This window comes from Paenibacillus sp. MER TA 81-3 (assembly GCF_023713585.1).
Taxonomy (GTDB): Bacteria; Bacillota; Bacilli; order Paenibacillales; family Paenibacillaceae; genus Paenibacillus_B; species Paenibacillus_B profundus.
In genome coordinates this window covers 41,665-59,843 of record NZ_JAMAWB010000017.1, presented here as the reverse complement: position 1 = coordinate 59,843, position 18,179 = coordinate 41,665, and the positions used below count along the sequence as shown (strand labels likewise).

15 protein-coding genes are annotated in these 18,179 nt (G+C 44.8%); 1 reads left to right on the top strand and 14 read right to left on the bottom strand.

The window, feature by feature from the left end:
- Nucleotides 1-60: 60 nt before the first annotated feature.
- Nucleotides 61-375, bottom strand: a complete 315-nt coding sequence (locus M3650_RS22025; RefSeq protein ID WP_251577823.1) for a hypothetical protein — start codon at nucleotides 373-375, stop codon at nucleotides 61-63.
- A gap of 121 nt (nucleotides 376-496) precedes the next feature.
- On the opposite strand from M3650_RS22025, the gene M3650_RS22020 reads away from it, so the two are divergent.
- A complete protein-coding gene (locus M3650_RS22020) occupies nucleotides 497-712 on the top strand; it encodes a helix-turn-helix domain-containing protein (RefSeq protein ID WP_251577821.1) in 216 nt (71 codons plus the stop codon).
- A gap of 407 nt (nucleotides 713-1,119) precedes the next feature.
- Here the strand turns inward: M3650_RS22020 and M3650_RS22015 are convergent, their stop codons facing one another.
- From M3650_RS22015 to M3650_RS21955, 13 genes are all read right to left on the bottom strand, one after another.
- A complete protein-coding gene (locus M3650_RS22015; RefSeq protein WP_251577819.1) occupies nucleotides 1,120-1,977 on the bottom strand; it encodes a hypothetical protein in 858 nt (285 codons plus the stop codon).
- Between the two features lie 249 nt (nucleotides 1,978-2,226).
- The gene (locus M3650_RS22010) at nucleotides 2,227-3,129 is read right to left on the bottom strand and encodes a restriction endonuclease (RefSeq protein ID WP_251577817.1); all 903 of its coding nucleotides are present in this window, start codon (nucleotides 3,127-3,129) and stop codon (nucleotides 2,227-2,229) included.
- Nucleotides 3,130-3,308: 179 nt separating this feature from the next.
- Entirely contained in the window at nucleotides 3,309-3,962 is a 654-nt protein-coding gene (locus tag M3650_RS22005; protein ID WP_251577815.1) for a hypothetical protein, read from the bottom strand.
- A 1,572-nt stretch (nucleotides 3,963-5,534) separates the two neighbouring features.
- A complete protein-coding gene (locus M3650_RS22000) occupies nucleotides 5,535-6,131 on the bottom strand; it encodes a hypothetical protein (RefSeq protein WP_251577813.1) in 597 nt (198 codons plus the stop codon).
- Between the two features lie 853 nt (nucleotides 6,132-6,984).
- Nucleotides 6,985-8,601, bottom strand: coding sequence for a glycoside hydrolase family 13 protein (locus M3650_RS21995; RefSeq protein ID WP_251577811.1), 1,617 nt, complete (start codon nucleotides 8,599-8,601; stop codon nucleotides 6,985-6,987).
- 121 nt (nucleotides 8,602-8,722) lie between these two features.
- A complete protein-coding gene (locus M3650_RS21990) occupies nucleotides 8,723-10,813 on the bottom strand; it encodes an amylo-alpha-1,6-glucosidase (RefSeq protein ID WP_251577809.1) in 2,091 nt (696 codons plus the stop codon).
- 235 nt (nucleotides 10,814-11,048) lie between these two features.
- Nucleotides 11,049-11,873, bottom strand: coding sequence for a carbohydrate ABC transporter permease (locus tag M3650_RS21985; RefSeq protein WP_251577807.1), 825 nt, complete (start codon nucleotides 11,871-11,873; stop codon nucleotides 11,049-11,051).
- Between the two features lie 101 nt (nucleotides 11,874-11,974).
- Nucleotides 11,975-12,826, bottom strand: coding sequence for a carbohydrate ABC transporter permease (locus tag M3650_RS21980; protein WP_251577805.1), 852 nt, complete (start codon nucleotides 12,824-12,826; stop codon nucleotides 11,975-11,977).
- A gap of 91 nt (nucleotides 12,827-12,917) precedes the next feature.
- Nucleotides 12,918-14,156, bottom strand: a complete 1,239-nt coding sequence (locus M3650_RS21975; RefSeq protein ID WP_251577803.1) for an ABC transporter substrate-binding protein — start codon at nucleotides 14,154-14,156, stop codon at nucleotides 12,918-12,920.
- Nucleotides 14,157-14,634: 478 nt separating this feature from the next.
- Nucleotides 14,635-15,210 (bottom strand): hypothetical protein, encoded by a 576-nt coding sequence (locus M3650_RS21970; protein WP_251577802.1) that lies wholly within the window; start codon nucleotides 15,208-15,210, stop codon nucleotides 14,635-14,637.
- Nucleotides 15,211-15,262: 52 nt separating this feature from the next.
- Nucleotides 15,263-15,595 carry a GNAT family N-acetyltransferase gene (locus M3650_RS21965; protein WP_311295118.1) on the bottom strand — a complete coding sequence of 111 codons (333 nt, stop codon included), beginning with the start codon at nucleotides 15,593-15,595 and terminating at the stop codon, nucleotides 15,263-15,265.
- Nucleotides 15,596-16,067: 472 nt separating this feature from the next.
- Nucleotides 16,068-16,622, bottom strand: coding sequence for a hypothetical protein (locus M3650_RS21960; RefSeq protein WP_251577800.1), 555 nt, complete (start codon nucleotides 16,620-16,622; stop codon nucleotides 16,068-16,070).
- A 110-nt stretch (nucleotides 16,623-16,732) separates the two neighbouring features.
- Nucleotides 16,733-17,515 carry a hypothetical protein gene (locus M3650_RS21955; RefSeq protein WP_251577798.1) on the bottom strand — a complete coding sequence of 261 codons (783 nt, stop codon included), beginning with the start codon at nucleotides 17,513-17,515 and terminating at the stop codon, nucleotides 16,733-16,735.
- Nucleotides 17,516-18,179: the final 664 nt, after the last annotated feature.

The window sequence follows — 18,179 nt, the reverse complement described above, 5'->3', positions numbered from 1 at the left end:
GGACATATAACGGCGAAAAAAAGCTCAACAGTCCAATGACCGTTGAGCTTAGAAGGTAGATTATGTAATCACTTTATTTCCTTGTTCATATGATTCCAATTCTTGCTCTGATTTCTGCAAAAAAATCATCATTTTTATACCATCTTGAACCCCTTTTGTATAAAGCCATCCCTTTTGAAGAGATACCATCTGTTCTTGTAAAGCTAACCATTCACGATGCAACTTTTTTTCTCCCACTTTATCTAATTTGTGCATGAATAGATGCTCTAACCGATTTAACTTGTTCTTTAGTAGAAGGACATCATGTAACATTTCGGCGTTCTCTGTGAGCAAATCTAGACGCTGACAAAACGTTTCTTTAACCCAATCTGGCATGATATTTCCTCCAAATTTTATTTTGCACCGTTGTTATACGCATATGCGTACCGGGTCAAAAATTATTATATGGTACGTTGATGCGTATAGTCAAACGTTGTCAGATCTGGAGGATACAGAAATGGGCAAAAAAGTCATTGTGAAGATTGGTGAACTAACCAAGAAGCATGGGATTTCTCTACGGGAATTATCCCGTTTAGCTGATGTTCGTCATGCTGCACTAAGTGAGCTTTCGAATGGCAAGCGCTCGAACATTAATTTCGCCCACATCGAAAAAATCGCCGACGCACTGGGCATCGACGATATTAGGGAGATTATTGATTTAGACTTAAAATAAGATTTTCACTTTTAATTTCACCATCAGCCTGGACTAGAGAGCTTATATATTAACTCATCATTATTGAATGGAGTAAATACCAATGGAAATTCAGTTCAGTGAACGTGTGACATCTATATTAACAACTATGGCTATTGTTGCATATTTGCTTGGCGGGACTGCCCGCATATACCCAGATAACAGGAGAAGCGCGGTAGCAGCTATTTAATCCAATGAAATGGTTAGATTACAATACGAAGCATTTCAATATAAGCAACGGCAAGGAATCGGGTATACTGGACAGGTAATAAATAACTTCTACAATCGAAGTCGAATATAAATATTTTAAATTCAATTTTTCCATAATATCAACATAACTTGTTATTTCAGACAACTGAAAATAAGCTAGAACATTTATGAATCATAATTCATATTTTTCTCCATTGGTGATTAAATATAGCTCGCTTCATACTTTGAAGAAAATTATGCTTGATTTCACAATTTTCAAATTCAGAGTAGACGTTTTTCCCCTTAATGCCTCCACAAGCCGTACATTGATAGTTATGAGTCACGGGTACATATTCTTTCGATGTGAATAGACGTTTACGTTTTCCCACTCTCACTACGTAAGCATCCCAAAACTTTTGTATAATATATACTAGAATAAAGAGAGTTGTTATTAAAACCAATAGAGTTATAGGTACAATTATGGCATAAAATACTGTGTCTACAGGAGTGTTATTTTTCACAAAATTGTAATAACGTGATACTCCCGCGAGTAACCAAAATAAACCAGTCAACAAAACAATAGTTCTTACTATTGATAACAAAATTGTATCTATAATATTCATTCTGTATTTCATCTTCAACTCCCTAAAGTGTTTATCTGCTAATCTTTGTAATTCTAGGTATTCGGCTTGTAGTTTTTTATATATCATTCTCTTTAATTCTTGATGATCTCTATCCAATATCTTATCTCGCTGGCTTTCTCGAGTAATGAGAAGATTAATATCACCAAGCAGTTCATACGATAGTAAATGTCCATATTTCTGAATTAGCTCAAGTGATTTTTTATCAAATATTTTCCCATCTTGATTGCGATAAAACAAATAGTACAATGGCGAATAGATTTTTTCCAACTTTTCTTTTAACGTTATTTCAAATGAGTTTTTTCTTTCAAATCGTTTACCTTTTATAATCAGCACAGAATTGGAAACAAAAGTAAAAAATGCAACAAGGCCTGTAATGCAAGCTGCAATTACAGCTGGTTCTTCAAAAGTTGCCATTGGTATCCTCCTAATACCTCATAATATAAACTCTATTTCATCATTATTGTTAAGTGATAGTTACGTTTCTGAGAACTCAGCTTTTATTGGTTTATATCCTATAACATAGTCCGCACTCCTTCCCTCTATACTTGTATGGTAACATAAGATTTTTTTATCAAGGATGCCACGAATATAAGAACAAAACAATAAAAGTGTCCGCAACGTGTAATTATCTTAATACGGACACTTCTCTTTTAAATGTTCATCTTAATCTTCAAAGAAATCAATATTAACCTTCTTCACACTATAACGTTGTTCCTCAGCAACACCGACGTCATACTGATACATATATCGTGTGAGATCAATACCATTAAGCAAGATAATCTTTTTCTCGATCCGCCGAACATACTCCAATGCTTCCTTTGTAAAGTCAGACGTTGTGATAAAGACTCCTTTTCGTGCCCGATTCCCTTCCAGGCTACCAACAAATCGTTGAATCTCAGGTCGTCCCACAACACTCTTCCAGCGCTTCGCTTGGATATAGATCATATCAAGGCCTAATACATCTTCCTTAATGATACCATCGATACCGTCATCCCCGCTTCGTCCTATCGCTCGTCCTGCATCTTGAATCGAACCACCATAGCCCATCGATACTAGCAATTCAACAACTAATCGCTCAAAGAATTCAGATGTACAAGCCATAATCCGTTCTAATAGCTCTTCACACACCTGACTCTGTACGAGCTCATAATTTTCTTCCAACAACTCACGTGGTGATAATTGCGATTGGGGAACGAACTTCTCAAGGTCATATGTTTTATTCCCCTGTTTAAATGTTAGAAACTCTTCATATCTCATCAAGTAGTTTAAGTTCAAAGAAGAAGCCTCTGGGTCAGTTAATACTTCCCTTCCCCGTTCGGTTATACGGAAAGTACCACGCTTAGGACTAGACAGCAAATGGGCTTTCTTCAAGTACGTACGTGCCCATCCAATTCTGTTGTGGTACACTAACTGTTTACCGCTTGGAATTAACTCCTCCCGATCTTCCAGAGATAACTGAAAATAATTGGCCAAAGCTTCGTATGCTTCTTGCAGTGTATGATCCTGTCCGTCCTCTAATAATTTTAGAAACGGATACATAAAAGCCTGATAATCCGGTACTGCCATCGTCTAACCTCCCATAGAGTACTATTTATGCACCTCAGCTTATTGCTTCATCTGAAATTGAAGCAGTTCTATCGCACTTTCCTCTGTTTGAGCGTTTGCTACCAGCTAAACCTTGGGAAGCTTTATTGATAATGGACTATCGTAATGAACCGAGATAATTTGATATTATTTAGCCACTCTTAACGATACGTATACGTATACTCTTCCCCATTGCAAGAAATAATGACTTTAATAGGTTTCTTATCTTTCGCTACCTCTGCTGGAACTTCGGCTAGAAAATGCAATGTGCCTGCTTTTAATGGTTCAATCCGTGTAATATTGGTATACGTAAAGTCACCACCGCCATCCTTCTCGATCACAGAAAAAGCGTTATACTCATACTTGTCATCGTACATCACTTTGACCGACACAAAATCATCTGCCGATTTGCCGACAGTCAGCAAGCTCTTCACTTTAATCACTACGTCAAAGTAGGTGTTCGAGGCGTCTTTCACTTCGTAATACGAGTAAAAGCTGTTTGGTTTGGGCGGCTCTATTTTGGTTGCGAACTTCGCGCCTTTAATGGTGAGATCGGTGAAATCCGCAATTTCCTTCGCCTTGTTTACTTCAATGATTTTGTTATCTGCTCCCGGCGCCTTAGCAGGCGGAACCTCTTCCGTAACAGCCTCTTCTTTTGTTTTATCGTCTGCATTCGCCTTCTGGCCGCCAGCATTCTTGGCTAAGTCTTCCTTGAGCTCTGCATTTTCCTTTTCTAAAGCTGCTATTTTCTGTTCCAGTGCCTCTGTCCACGTGTTGTTACTGCTGCATCCAGTTATAGATAGCGCTAATAACAATGATGCTAAAAGTACAGCTATTGGTTTCTTTCTATTTGTTTCTCCTCCTTTTATATTACTTAAATATACTATCATATGAATATATATAAATATAAAGGTGGTCAATTATTTATGAAAATTGTCTTAATTGTAACTAGTAATGCAGTCATCCCTCTGTGTTGGACAGGGGGAACTATGGCACTCAACAGCACGTAAGCATAGCATCCCACCTTTCTCGCTTTACAAGTAGATGAAACAAAGATCGAGACAAGGTGGAGATTACCATGAGTAAAAAATAGGTAACCCGAGTTCACCATAGACGACAGAAAAATGAATAGAAAAATATGAACAAGGAACAAGTTGCTAGGCGAGAAAGATATAAAGAGCACCAGTCTGCGTGAACTTGCAGAAAAAGCATCCGCACATTCAATGGAAGTGGCCCGAAGATGGATCGCATTAGGTTATCAGGTACAGAAGGTGCTAAGAGTCTGTAATATTGCTCATTGCACTTACTCTACCAGCGTCAGGTTAGTCCGAAGCAAAAGCGTTTCTACAAAAGAGGCCTTCCAGTGCCCGGGTACTCCCTTACGTTTAGAGGAGGAAAGGTGCCCGATTGGCTGATAAAGAAGCATATTGAGCATATACTAGAAGTTGAAGAGGCCTCCTACGGTACCTTAAGATAACAATACGTCGCATTCACCACATTCAGAAAGATTAACAAGTAGAAGGTTTACCGCCTGTGCAAAGGAATGGGGATACGAGAAAGGAGTCCCGTCCACATCGCTTAGCTAGCCAACAACATGGGAGACCGGGCCCAACCAATTGTGGCAGTTGGACGTGAAAGACGGATGCGTAGCTGACTTGCAGTGCTACCTCTATACGGCGAATATGATTGATGTCTTCGATCGTAAGATACCACTGGGGAAAAGACTGTACCACCAAGGATATCTTGGCAACCGCGTCCAGAAAGCGCTGCTGAGTCGAAACATCTTCTTACAATACTTTTAGTCATTCGAACGGATAACGGACCATAGTTTAAAAGCAACAAATTCAGAGAATTTTACAAGGTCGTAGAAGGACGACGTATCAATGAATAAATGCCCTCCAAAATGCGTATGTAGAGTCGTTTCACAGCATTTTGGAACGTGAATGCTTTAAGCGACATATGTTCATGAGCCTCGGGGAATCCTTTGACGCAGTGGGCCGGTATATGACTTTTACAACAACCGAAAAATCCACATGAATTTGTACGGCTATTTTCCTGTGGAAATTCTAACGAAACTCAAAAAACAAAATGAGCATTTAATATGCGCTTTATTAAGATAAGTATTTTTTATCTCTGGAAGTGTCCAAAATTAAGGACGGGTCTGATTCATTGGATTTAGAGGAGACATCATTAAGCAACGAGTCGTAGAAGTATTTCCATAACAGCATGAGAATTTATTCTTTTAGGATATGGGATTTTATTTTATCTGATCGCACCAACCACAACAACTTATTATGCATAATAAAGGTGAAAAAATTAATAAGAAAAACATGCATAGAAAAAAGTGCCGCTTAGGAACAAGCGACACTCGGCAAATATTCATATGTTTAATTCCTGAATTCACCTCTAACCTCTGTACCGTCAAAGGAGGCTTTTGGATAATAATAAATCATTATTGGCCATCCAGTGAATGAAGCAGATTTTTTCAAATTCACTGCAATTTGTTTACCATCAGATGATTCACTTACTGTTTTATTGAATATTTTTCCGATTTTCCCGTCCGATATATTAATAACTCCCAGACAGTCAACCGTAACTTCTGCTTTAATATTTCTTTTGGTATTTGTAGTATCCCATGCGGTCATATAAAAGTCCCATTCATTCTTACCAAGTACATTATGCTCGTAGTCAACATAACCTGTAAGTGCATATATTCCCTCTTGGCCTTGAAAGAATTTCCTATCTTCAGTTGTTAGGGTTGTGAAATCTTCATTTTTTGGCAGAATGTATTCTCTTACGAATTGTTCGTCTTCTGCCGAAAAAGGAACATTTACAGCATATCTATTTAAAATGTTTTCAAATTTATTAAGTATTTCTTCTTTAGACATATTGGGTTCGGCAGTAGTAGAATTGTCAGCAAACGCAGAGATTGGAAGAATCAGAAGCAAAAACGTCATGAACAAGATTATTACTTTTTTATTCATGTAAATAACCTCCAAAATAGTATATTATAACTTACAAAGGGGGTGATTTTTTGAGCTTCGTTTTTGAAAACTTTCTCTTCTCGCTCTTCATTCTTGCTGTCCTAATTGTAGCTGTCGTTGGAGCGGTAATAGTTATAGCAAAAAAAATAAATAAATAACAAATTAGATCATAACATCACATCCCAATATATGTAATATGATACAAATAAATTATAACCACCTCATTATTTAAATTCAATGTATTTTTTTACATTTCTCAATATTGCGACTAAATTTATTGAGAAATCAGTTGTAATCAACACATACAAATGTTTTTTATTTGAAGCCACTTTATTGGCTTCTTTTTGTTTGTATGGAAACACATCTTCTCGTATATCTAACTCAATGGTTCAAAAATGCTTCACCACCATAGTCTGCTTTGAGGCTACAATCATCCAATAGGTCAATCAGAAAAGCCGACTCGAACTTCCCCCTGATGACGTGAGAATTGTTTGACTTGCTGACCTAGATGATACCCCTATGAAATGAACCACTCTTCTGTGTTTGTCTTACCATTCCCAGTGTCAGCAAGATTAAAGATTATAGCGGCATGCTTCTTGGCAGATGCGGATCGAATAACCACGGAAAATTCCGTCTCTTAGCTTGAAAGCAGGAGAAGCCGCAAAATCTATTTCATTTAATTTTATTCGACTACCTCCGGCCAAGGCTTGACTCGACCCTCGGATTGCTAATTCTTTCTACCAGTAGCGTACATAAAATGATACATCAACATTTTAATCAAACTCATCTCAAAAAAACATCCCCTACCAAAGCTTCCGCCCCAGTAAAGGATGTTCTCCACTCTATTCAACTTCTACGCCAACCGATACACCCGCGCCTCATACGGCTTCAACCGCAGCTCACCTGCATTCGATTCCACCGCATAATTCCCTATAAGCAGCTCCGCTCCCTCTAATGACACAGAAGCAGGCAGTTCACACGCCACCACCGTTTGCTCCGAAATGTTCAACACAACCAGCCATTTCTCCCCATCCAACGAACGGATGTAAGCATAGAGCTGCTCATGCTCCTCCAACAATGGCTCGTAGCTGCCGTAGACCATCACCGGATGCTGCTTCCGCAGCTGGATGAGCGTCTTGTAGTAGTAAAAGACAGAATTCGGATCGGACAGTGCCGCGCTTACGTTAATATCCCGATAGTTCGGATTCACCTTAATCCATGGGGTGCCGTCGGTGAAGCCGCCGTTCGCTGAATCGTCCCACTGCATCGGCGTGCGGGAATTGTCCCGCGCCAGATGGAGCAGGCTCTCGAACACTTCCTGCGGATCGCGGCCCTTGCCGACTTCTTCCTTATATTTGTTTTTCATCGCTATGTCGTTGTAGTCATCGATGGAATCGAAGCGGACGCCGGTCATCCCAATCTCTTCCCCTTGATAGATGTACGGCATGCCGGGCAGCGTATGCAGCAGCGTCGCGAAGCACTTCGCCGACTCCACGCGGTGCGTCGTATCGTTGCCGAACCGGGTGACGACGCGGGTATGGTCATGGTTGTTCAGGAATTGGGAATTCCAGCCCTTCCCCCACATGCCTTCATACCAGCGCTTCTGAATCTCCTTGAAGCGCTGCATATCCCAATGCGCCATATAGTCGCACACTTCGAAGTGGAATAACGTATGCAGCTCGCCGCGCTCTTCGCCCACATACAGTACGCCGTCTTCCGGCGTAACGAACGGGATTTCCCCGACCGTGAAAATGTCGTAATGCTTCAGCACCTTGTCGTGCATTTCTTGCAGGTATTCATGAATACCGGGGTTGTTGCCCAAGTATGAAATGTCGTCCGGGTTCGCCGCGTCTGGGAATCCGGCCTGCTTCGCGAGCAGGTTAATGACGTCCATGCGGAAGCCGTCGATGCCCTTATCCAGCCAGAAGCGCATCATGTCGTATATTTCCTCGCGCACGCGCGGGTTATCCCAGTTCAGGTCGGGCTGCTGCACGGCGAAGGAATGGAAGTAATATTCTCCCGTCGCTTCGTCATATTCCCACGTGGAAGGGGTGAAGTACGAGCGCCAGTTGTTCGGCTCCTTCCGCCAGATGTAATAGTCCCGCTTCGGATGGTCCTTCGCAGAGCGCGACTCCGTGAACCACGGATGCTGATCAGAGGTATGGTTCACGACCAGGTCCATAATGAGTTTCATGCCGCGGGCATGCGCCTCTTTCAGCAAGTGGTCAAAGGTGTCCATCGTGCCCGCTTTCGGCATAACTGAGCGGTAGTCCGCAATATCGTAGCCATTATCCACATCCGGCGATCCGAAGCACGGATTGAGCCAGATGACGTCTGCTCCGAGATCGCGGATATAGTCGAGCTTCTGGATGACCCCCTCCAAATCTCCGTACCCATCCCCATTCGTATCATTGAAGCTTCTCCAATATACCTGATATACAACAGCCTCTTTCCACCACGTTCGCTTCATCTGCCTGCTCCTTCCTGCATCTTCTGCCACTATCCTTCTCATCTATTGCGATTATTGCGAGAATCGGCCGTCACGAAGACGACCGTTATTTATTACTCTATATACACTACTTCCATATACACTACTCTTCCACACCGGATTGCACAATGGTCAATCCAGTCGTGTTGCCAAGCACCTCGACGCTTACCTCGTCTGCACCGTCCGCCAGACGGGTCACCTTCAAGGACAGCTCGCCCGCGCCAATACGCAGCCGCTCGACCGTCAGCCCGCCAATCCCTTCCGGCAGCATCGGATTGATGCGAATCTTACCGGCAAGCACGTTCGGATTCAAGCCGAGCATCGCCTGCACGAAGGCGACCGCCGTGCCCGCCGACCAAGCCTGCGGTGAGCATGTCGAAGGATACGGCACCGGCTCGCCCAGTTCCGCGCCGTGTCCGCAATACAATTCGGGCAGCCGCTGGTACTCAAAATGCTGCGACGCCGCAAGCAATCCAGAGATGACCTTGCCCGCTTCCCGCTTGAAGCCCAAGCGGCTCAAGCCGAGCAGAATCAAGGCATTGTCATGCGGCCAGACGCTGCCATTATGATAGCTCATCGGATAATATCCAGCCGCCTCCGTGCTCATCGTGCGGATGCCGTATCCGCCGAACATGTCTGCCGCAAGGAGCCGCGCGGCGACCTGCTCCGCACGCGAACGCTCCGGCAGACCGGACAGGAGCAAATGTCCCGGATTGGAGGTGACGGACTCCACTTGACGCTGTTCTTTGTCGAGCGCGATCGCATAGAAGCCTTCCCCTTCCATCCAAAAGTCCCGCTCGAATCTGGCCTGCAGCTCTTGCGCCTCCCGTTCCAGCCTTTCCGCCAGCGCGGCATCTCCCATAGCGGAGAATACGGGAGCCAGACCCTTTTTCGCCTGATACACATACCCTTGCACCTCAGACAGCGCGATCGGTGAAGCGGCGTATTCTCCCGAAGCATGGACCATCGAATTGCTCGAATCCTTCCAGCCTTGGTTCGGGAATCCCTTCTCCGCCTCTTGATGGTACGTCACGAACCCTGCGCCTGCCAAGACAGCACGGTCGATCCATTCGAGCGCTCGCAGCATGTTCGGCTTCAGTTCCTCCGCAAACGTAAGATCGCCCGTCCAGCGCACATATTCGCAGATGAGCGCAAGGAATAGCGGTGTGGAATCGACGGTTCCATAGTAAGGGGAGAATGGGGATTGCTTCGTCGTCACCAGCTCGCCGAATCGGATCTCGTGCATAATCTTGCCGGGCTGCTCATCGCGCCATGCATCCCGAGCCTTGCCCTGAAAAGCCGCCAGCGTCCGCAGCGTGCCTTTCACCTTCTCGGGACGAAGCGGCAGCATGAACAAGGATGTGATCAGGCTGTCCCGACCGAACGGTACCGCGAACCATGGCAGTCCGGCCACCGGGGTATCGCCATAGCCGACATCGGTCATGAGCATCCGCAAATCCTGCACCCCGCGCCGATACAGCCCGTTGAACAGCTCGGAATCGGTCGTGACGCTGACCGTCTCCTCATCCCATGCCGCATAGGACGCCTCCAAGCGGCTCAGGCCTTCCTCGAACGGCAGCACAACCGCCGCCTTCTGCCCTGCCAATAACGGCATGATGGCGAAGCAGATGCGCACCGACTCCTTCGGCTCCAGCTCCAGCACGAAGCTTATCGTACCGTCTTCCTCCACGCGTCCCGCTTCCCTGTCCCACTGCACCACGGTTTCCCGCATCATGCCGTCTGCGCCCTCATAACGGATCGACGCTTGCCGATCTCCCGTCTCCCGGCCGATAATCCGTCCCACTTCCCCTGTCCGGTATTTCCGGACGAGGAACATGTCCTGGAAGTCGGCATCGAACGAGACCGCTAGCTCACAGGCGGCCGCCTTCGGGAAATAGTTCGTCACCGTCATCCGCTCATACAGCACGCCGTCGTAAATGAACCGCTCCCGCTGGAGCTCGATCGCCCCTTCGTCCTTGCGCTCCTTCATCGTCCGGATGGACGCGAAGTAGCTTTTGTCCGACGCCGAGGATAGCAGAGCAGGCTTCTCACCGTCAATATATACTTCCATGCGGCTCAAGAACCGCGTATCCTTCGTATACAGGCCATATCCGCCGTCATGTTCCGCCGCGATATCTCCGCCCTTGTCCGTCAAGTAGAACACATCGCCTTCTTTAATGACACAATAGTCCATGTTTCCGCCTCATTCCCTTGTCATTTTGCAACGCATCGGCAAGTCATCGATGCAATCCACATCCATGTCGTCTGTCTATCCTCCATTTCAATATCTAACTCCTGACTTATCATCACAATGTGTACAGGCATCCCTTCTATGCTGCTGTTAAATAACTGATTTAACTGAACTGATACAGAGGCAGACTCCATGCGGCATCTGTCCATTCCTCTCCGCTACTACTTGTACCTTTTCCTTATCCCTTGATACCGGAGCTGGAAATGCCCTCGACATACTGCTTCTGGAACAGGAAGAAAAAGACGAGAATCGGCAAGGTGGACAGCACGACCCCGGCCATGATGAGCGGAGTATTCTCGAAAAACATATCCTTGACGCTGTTGAGTCCGACGACAAGCACGTATTGGTCAGGATTGTTGGCCAGCGTGCTCGGAATGAGATAGCTGTTCCACGTGCCCGCGAATGCGAGTATCGACATCGTGATGAGCGGTGACTTCGCCAGCGGATAGACGATGCGCCAGAATGAGCCCATCTTCGTCAAGCCATCCAGTCTGGCTGCCTCAATGAATTCATTCGGCACGCTGATGAAAAATTGTCTCATCATGAAAATGTACAGACATTGATACAGGAACGGTACGGTTAACGCCGCGAACGTATTCAACCAGCCAATCTGCGCCATATTGACGTAGACCGGAATCAAAATCATCTGATACGGTACCATCATCGTCGCCACGACGATCCAGAAGATGAGCCGCTTGCCCGCGAACTCCAGCTTCGCCAGCGCAAAGCCCGCCAGCGGATTAATGATCAGGCTGCCGATAATGACGAGCCCCGTCATGATGACCGTGTTCAGGAACCATTTCGGCACGTTATACGCATCATTCGTAAAGAACAGCTTATAATTGTCTATTGTCCAATGCGGCATGCCCCCAAGCTTATTGACATCCTGCATCGTCACGAACGAGGTATATAACGTATAGGCGAATGGAAGAAAGAACACCAGTGCGAGCAAGAGGACGACGGTATAATGAAGCAATTGGGTAAAGCGCTTGTTAGCCTGCATTTGGTGTCACTCCTTATCGCCCAACCATTTTTTCTGAAGGAACGTAATGAACATAATAATGAAGAAAAATAAAACGACGGCCGCGCTTCCGTAACCGATATTCATATACCGGATGCCGTGCTGATAAAGTACGTGACGACCGTGCTCGTCGCTCCGGCCGGAGAACCTAATGCGCCGTATCGCGAGATGGCGGCGATCTGATCGTAGATCTGGAAGCCGAGCAGCGTCGCTACCGACACGACGAAGAACGTGACTGGCTTCAGAGAAGGGAGCGTAATATAACGGAACTGCGCCCATTTGGACGCGCCATCCATCTGCCCCGCTTCATACAGATCCCGCGGAATCTCCTGCAGCCCGGACAAATACACGATCATGCTGAACCCGCACTGCTGGAAAATAAACAAGATGCTGACGAACAAAAGCGCATAGCGCGTATCTGCGAACCAAGTCACATCCTCGAACCCGAATAGCGTGAAAAACTTCGTCACGAAGGTCCCCTTCTTGAACAGCATCATGAACACCGTCGTCACCGCGATCTGCGACGTAATATACGGAATGAAGAAGACCGTGCGGAATATTCCCTGGCCCTTCATTTTCTGATTGACGAGCACCGCCATCAGCAAGCCAAGCATCGTCTGCACCGGAACGGCGATAACGACGATTTGCAAGGAATGAAGCACCGCCTGATAGAATTCAGGGTCATTCAAAATCTTGATATAGTTCTGCAGACCAATGAATGTCGCATCGTTCAACGCCGTGAAGCTGACATCCTGGAAGCTGCGGAGGAAGGACTGTGCGAACGGGTACAGAAACCACCATACCCATAGCACCAAAAACGGCAGCGTGAACAGCCAGCCGACCGCAGCATCCGAATCGGCGAGCGATCGGAGCCATGACGGACGGTTCGAGCGACTGCGATCAATCATTGCATTTCTATTCTCATAGGCAGCCATTTGCAAGCCTCCTGAATGTTCAATATTAAGTCGCCATATCGGCGAATAAAGCGGTTCCCGCTTCACAACACGGAAACGGGAACCCGATTACCTACTGAAATTGTTGCTGAATGCCGTCGAGCAATTGCTGCGGCGACTGGCTTGTTCCGCCCAGAATAGCCGCTTCCAGCTGTTTCACCAATTCATCAATGAACTTCTTCGTTTCTGCCGGATAAGCGAAGTCAGTGCTATAGTCGAGCGCCTTCTCCACCGCCTTGAACTCTGGATTCTCTTCGAAATATTTTGCCGACAAGCTCGTTACCGCCGAATTAAAGCCAAGCTTCAGGAACTCGGTCTGTGTCTTGTCATTTGTCAAATAGTACGCAGCCTTGAGCGCCGCTTCCTTGTTCTTCGCGTCCTTCAATACGACATAAGCGTCGGAAATCATCGTGCCGCCATTGACTGTGCCCTTAGGCACCGGAAGCGCGACATAGTTCAGGTTCGGATTGGCATCCTTCAAATAGCCTTTGTACCAATATCCGCCCGTCGTCATCGCCGCTTTGCCGTTCGCAAATACTTCGCCATCCCAGCCGTAACCCAACGCTTTCGGTGTAACGGCTACGCCTTCTTTGTACATATCAAAAATCTTCTGCAGCGCCTGCACGTTCTCGGCCGAGTTGATCGTCTTCCCGTTGCCCCAGCCGCCGCCGTAGCTCTTGACATAGTTCGTGATATGATAGGCATCGATGTTGATTGTAATGCCGTACACGTCATCCTTCGTCAATTTCTTGGCGGCCGCTTCCACTTCGTCCCATGTCTGCGGATACTCACCAAGACCCGCTTCCTTCCACATGTCAGCGTTGATGAAGAACATCGACGGCATTGTAAGATTCGGAATGCCATACAGCTTATCATCCACCTTCCAAATATCCGCCGACGAAGCCGCGAAGCGGTTCATGTCGACATCTGACGATGCGATGAGCTCGTCCAACGAAGTGAACAGGCCTTTGTTAATATACTCGTACGCCCCTTCGTTGGAAATCTTAATGAAGTCCGGCGCTACACCCGCCGCAATTTCACCCGGCAGCACATTCCAGAACTGCTCGCTGCTCGGATACTGCTTGATTTTCAATTCCAAATTCGGATACTGATCGCTAATGGAAGCCGCTGCATCCTGATAAATTTTCAAATCCTGCGCCGTGCCCCAGAACCCCATCGTCACTGTCGCTTTTTCCTGTGACTCATCCTTGTCCGCCGCCGGGATGCCGCCCCCGTTGTCCTTGCCGCAAGCTGTAACCAGCAGCAGCAGCGACACCAGCATGAACACGGTAAGCCTTTTCATTTTGCTCATGACCTCTCCTCCAAATCTGTTCGGTTGTGAACCTCTAAATACAATGGTACCGGTTTCAGCCGGCAGGCGACATTATTGAAATGATGATTCATTTATCAGGATTGACTTTGTTTCTGGAGCTTAACAGCAGCCCTTCCAAGATGAGCCGTTTTATTTAACGCGATTGACATTTCTTTAACGAAATCGAACTATCTTATTTGGTGAAGGTCTTCGTGCCATGCGTAAGCAAGTTACACTCGATGATGTTCAGCACATTGTTAAAAAAACACAAACACCCCCCAAAGGAACACTTATTGTTATAAGTCCCCTCTGAGGGCCGCCGCTTTATATATGTTATTTTTGGACCATGGTTTCAGCAAACTTGATCAAGTCGTCCTTCGTTAATGTATTTTCCGGGTTCGCTGAGATTCTAAATGGCTTGCCCTTTTCGAACCAAAGAAGGGGATACTTTGCCTAACGAATTTTATGGTAAATAATTTTACAGGTTGTATTTTTTTCTCATTTTTTCTTTTTCGACTTCTGTCCTAGGATCATCTATAACTGACAAATTCAGCTTATCTACCACCTCGTTAACGACATCATCAATCGTTAAATCATCAACATTTATTTTGAAAGCTTGAATATCAGCTATTTCTTGTCGCTTTATACTAAATTGTTTATAAGGCCATGAGTCTGCGCCTTCTCCACGAGAACTTAGATTAATTAACAATTTTTCATTCGAAATATCTAAAACTATTTCTTTACTATCTATTCCGTTATCTTTTAAGCCTCCAAAAATTTGTTCTCGATATAACTGATTAGTTAGCGTCATTGGAACAATAATTGTTTTTTGAGGAAGTCTGCTAGAAAGCTCTGTGAGAACAGATACAACCATTTCTCTCCATGCCAAATAATGCTGAAAATCATTTTCGGCTGCCTCAGCAGGAACAACGTTCATCAAGTGTGAACCCAAATCTTCAGGATCAGATCGCATGGAATCTGGAAGCAGATAGTCGAGCTCATAAGAAAGTGTTGTTTTACCAGCGCCAAATGTTCCGTTTATCCATAAAATCATAGTTTCACCTTCTCATTCTTAATCGTCATGCTTAAATTCCCCCTAATCCTTATCAGACCAAATACATATGCTTGTCCTTATCTTTAAACCCCATTTTTTCGTACAATTTGAGAGCTTCGTCATTATTTGTTAACACGTTCAATTCCAAATAATCTAAGTTCCGTTCCTTCTGCCAATGGCTGCAAGCTTTAATTAATTCTTGAGCATAGCCCCTCCCACGAGCAACAGGATCAACAACCAAATCCATTAAATAGGCGTATTTATGAGGAACAAACATAGAATAAGGTGGTGTTTGATTTTCAACAACAAGTGCAAACCCATAGATTTCCCCCTCATCTAAAACTAAAAGAAAATCACTTTTGTCAGAAGAAATCTGTTCGGATATGAACGCCCTAGATTATTCGGCTGAATGGAAGAAAAGCGGTTGTTTCTTTGCTATACTATCTATCAGAATTTTATATAATTCATGAATACACCCAACGTTTTTTTGCTCTGCTTTAACAATCTTCATTTTTACAACTCACTTTCATCTACTTTTCCATTATTTATTATCTAGTATTGTTCAAAAAAACACAAACAACCCCCGGAGGAGCACTTATTGTTATAAGTCCCCTCTGAGGGTTGTCGCTTTACATATGTTTATTTGTCTGTTTTAGACAGCCTGCATTCAGCCGTTTATTGCGACTTTGTGTATTTATTTTCTGACCATCGTTTCAGCAAGCTTGATGAGCTTCTCCTTCGTCAAGGGGTTCTCTGGATTCGTTGTGATTGTAAATTGCTTGCCCTTCTCGAACCAAATAAGAGTGTTTCTTATGAGTTCTGGATTATTTGCGAATTTCGGATTTTTCTTTATGATTTCAGCAGATCAAAATCAAATTATTTTCCCCATTCGTATACTCCAGCTTAATTGAATCAGCTTTTGACCAATTATACTTTTTCGAATATACCTCTTTCCCTTTCTTTTTAGCCTCCGCCTTCAATTCTTTCTGAAACTGTTGATCTATTTCGCCATGGAGCTTTCCCTTGGCGAAGGTATATTCTTCCGGCATGACAGATGGCTGTTGCAGCACCGTCCCTTTCAAGGTGGACGCCTTCTTCATATAATCCGCGTATGTATTGAATTCAGGACTTGATGCCCCCATGTAAAAAAACTCCATTCCAGACTTCTTCGATTTGTCATTACTGACATAAACACAATATGTATCGTCCGGATTTTTCTCGAGTATTTTATCCAGTCTGTCCATCTCTTCTTTTTCCATCTTTTCCTTTGCGATTAATGCCTTTGCGGCGGCCGTCTTCACTGCTATATCCTTTACGATTGGGGATGGAGCTGCCTCCGCAGCTATATTCATAGAACTGAACAGCAGCATGCTGCTGATAGTGGCAATTGCCAATTTCATCGTCGTTTTCATTTGTTATTGCTCCTCTCTTGTTCTCATTACGATTGCGTCTCATTTATATAAAAATCTCGAATTGAACATTGAAGGATTCATACAAGGAATTGCAGCTACGCTTACATACGTTATTTGTTTGAAAGCACCATCGTTTTGGCCAGCTTGATCAGATCTTCCTTCGTCAACGGATTGTCTGGATTCGTTACGATAGTAAATTGTTTGCCTTTTTCGAACCAATAAAGAGTGTTATTTGTGTACTCTACTCCGAGTTTCGGATATTTCTTTCTCACTTCCTCGGCAGATTCATAGACATATCCTTTCTGTTTAACAGGTTGCTTCGGATCAAGACGCTTATATTCCAAGAACAATTGATTTTCTCCATTCGCATACTCTAGAACGATTCCGTTCGCTCGCGTCCAGTTAATCTTTTTGGAATAAATCTTCTTCCCAAGCTTCTTCGCCTCGGCCTCCATTTCTTTTGTATACTCAGTGCTGTATGGACCGGTGATTCCTGCCGTCACAAATTGATAACCTTCCGGCAGGTCAGCAGGTTGTTTCAACACCGTATCTTTCAAAGTTGACGCCTTTTTTTGGTAATCTTTATATGTATCGAACTTTGGAAAAGAGTTCCCCATGGAATAAACTTTAGCTTTTTTTTGTTTAGTTACCTCGTTGCTGACGTATACCATATACGTATCATCTGGATTTTTTTCAAGCAATTCGGCTATTCTCGCCTGCTCTTCTTTCTCTAGCTTCTCCCCTTCATTCTCAGCCTTCGGCTTAACAGCCGCCGTCTTCACCGCTCTGTCGCTTACGGACTGGGTGGAAGCTGCCTCCACAGCGAGATTCATAGAACTGAACAGCAGTATACTGCTGAGAGTGGCGATTACCAATTTCGTCGTATTTTTCATTTGTTATTGCTCCTCTCTTCTTACAAAACGAATTGGATTCATCTATATAACAATCTCAAGTCGGTTATTTGTGACATGAATCGCGGCAATGTTCAAAAAAATACAAACAACCCCAGAGGAACTCATATTGCCATCAAGTCCCCGCTGAGGGTTGCCGCTTTACATATGTCATTTTTTGACCATAGTTTCAGCATGCTTGGTCATTTCGTACTTCGTCCATGTTTCCCGGTTGCAAGAACCCGAAGCGTATGCTTTCGAAGCGAGTTTTGCTCCACAAAACTTGTAAGGAGAAGCGGAATGTAGGCCAAACTACATGAGCATCTGAAATGTTTCCGCAGGAAACATACTTCGGAAGCATAAGCTTTTCAAGGGTGAATGCAAGATTCGATGTCGAGCCTGCTTACAGTTATAACTTCGTGAGCAAAAGGGATCCCTTTTCAGCACCGAGAAGGTTGCAAGAACCCGAAGAAGGAGAAGCGGAGTGTAGGCCAGACTACATGAGCATCGGACTTCGAGGGTGAATGCAAGATTCGATGTCGAGACCGCCTACAGTTATACTTCGTGAGCAAAAGGGATCCCTTTTCAGCACCGAGAAGGTTGCAAGAACCCGAAGAAGGAGAAGCGGAGTGTAGGCCAGACTACATGAGCATCGGACTTCGAGGGT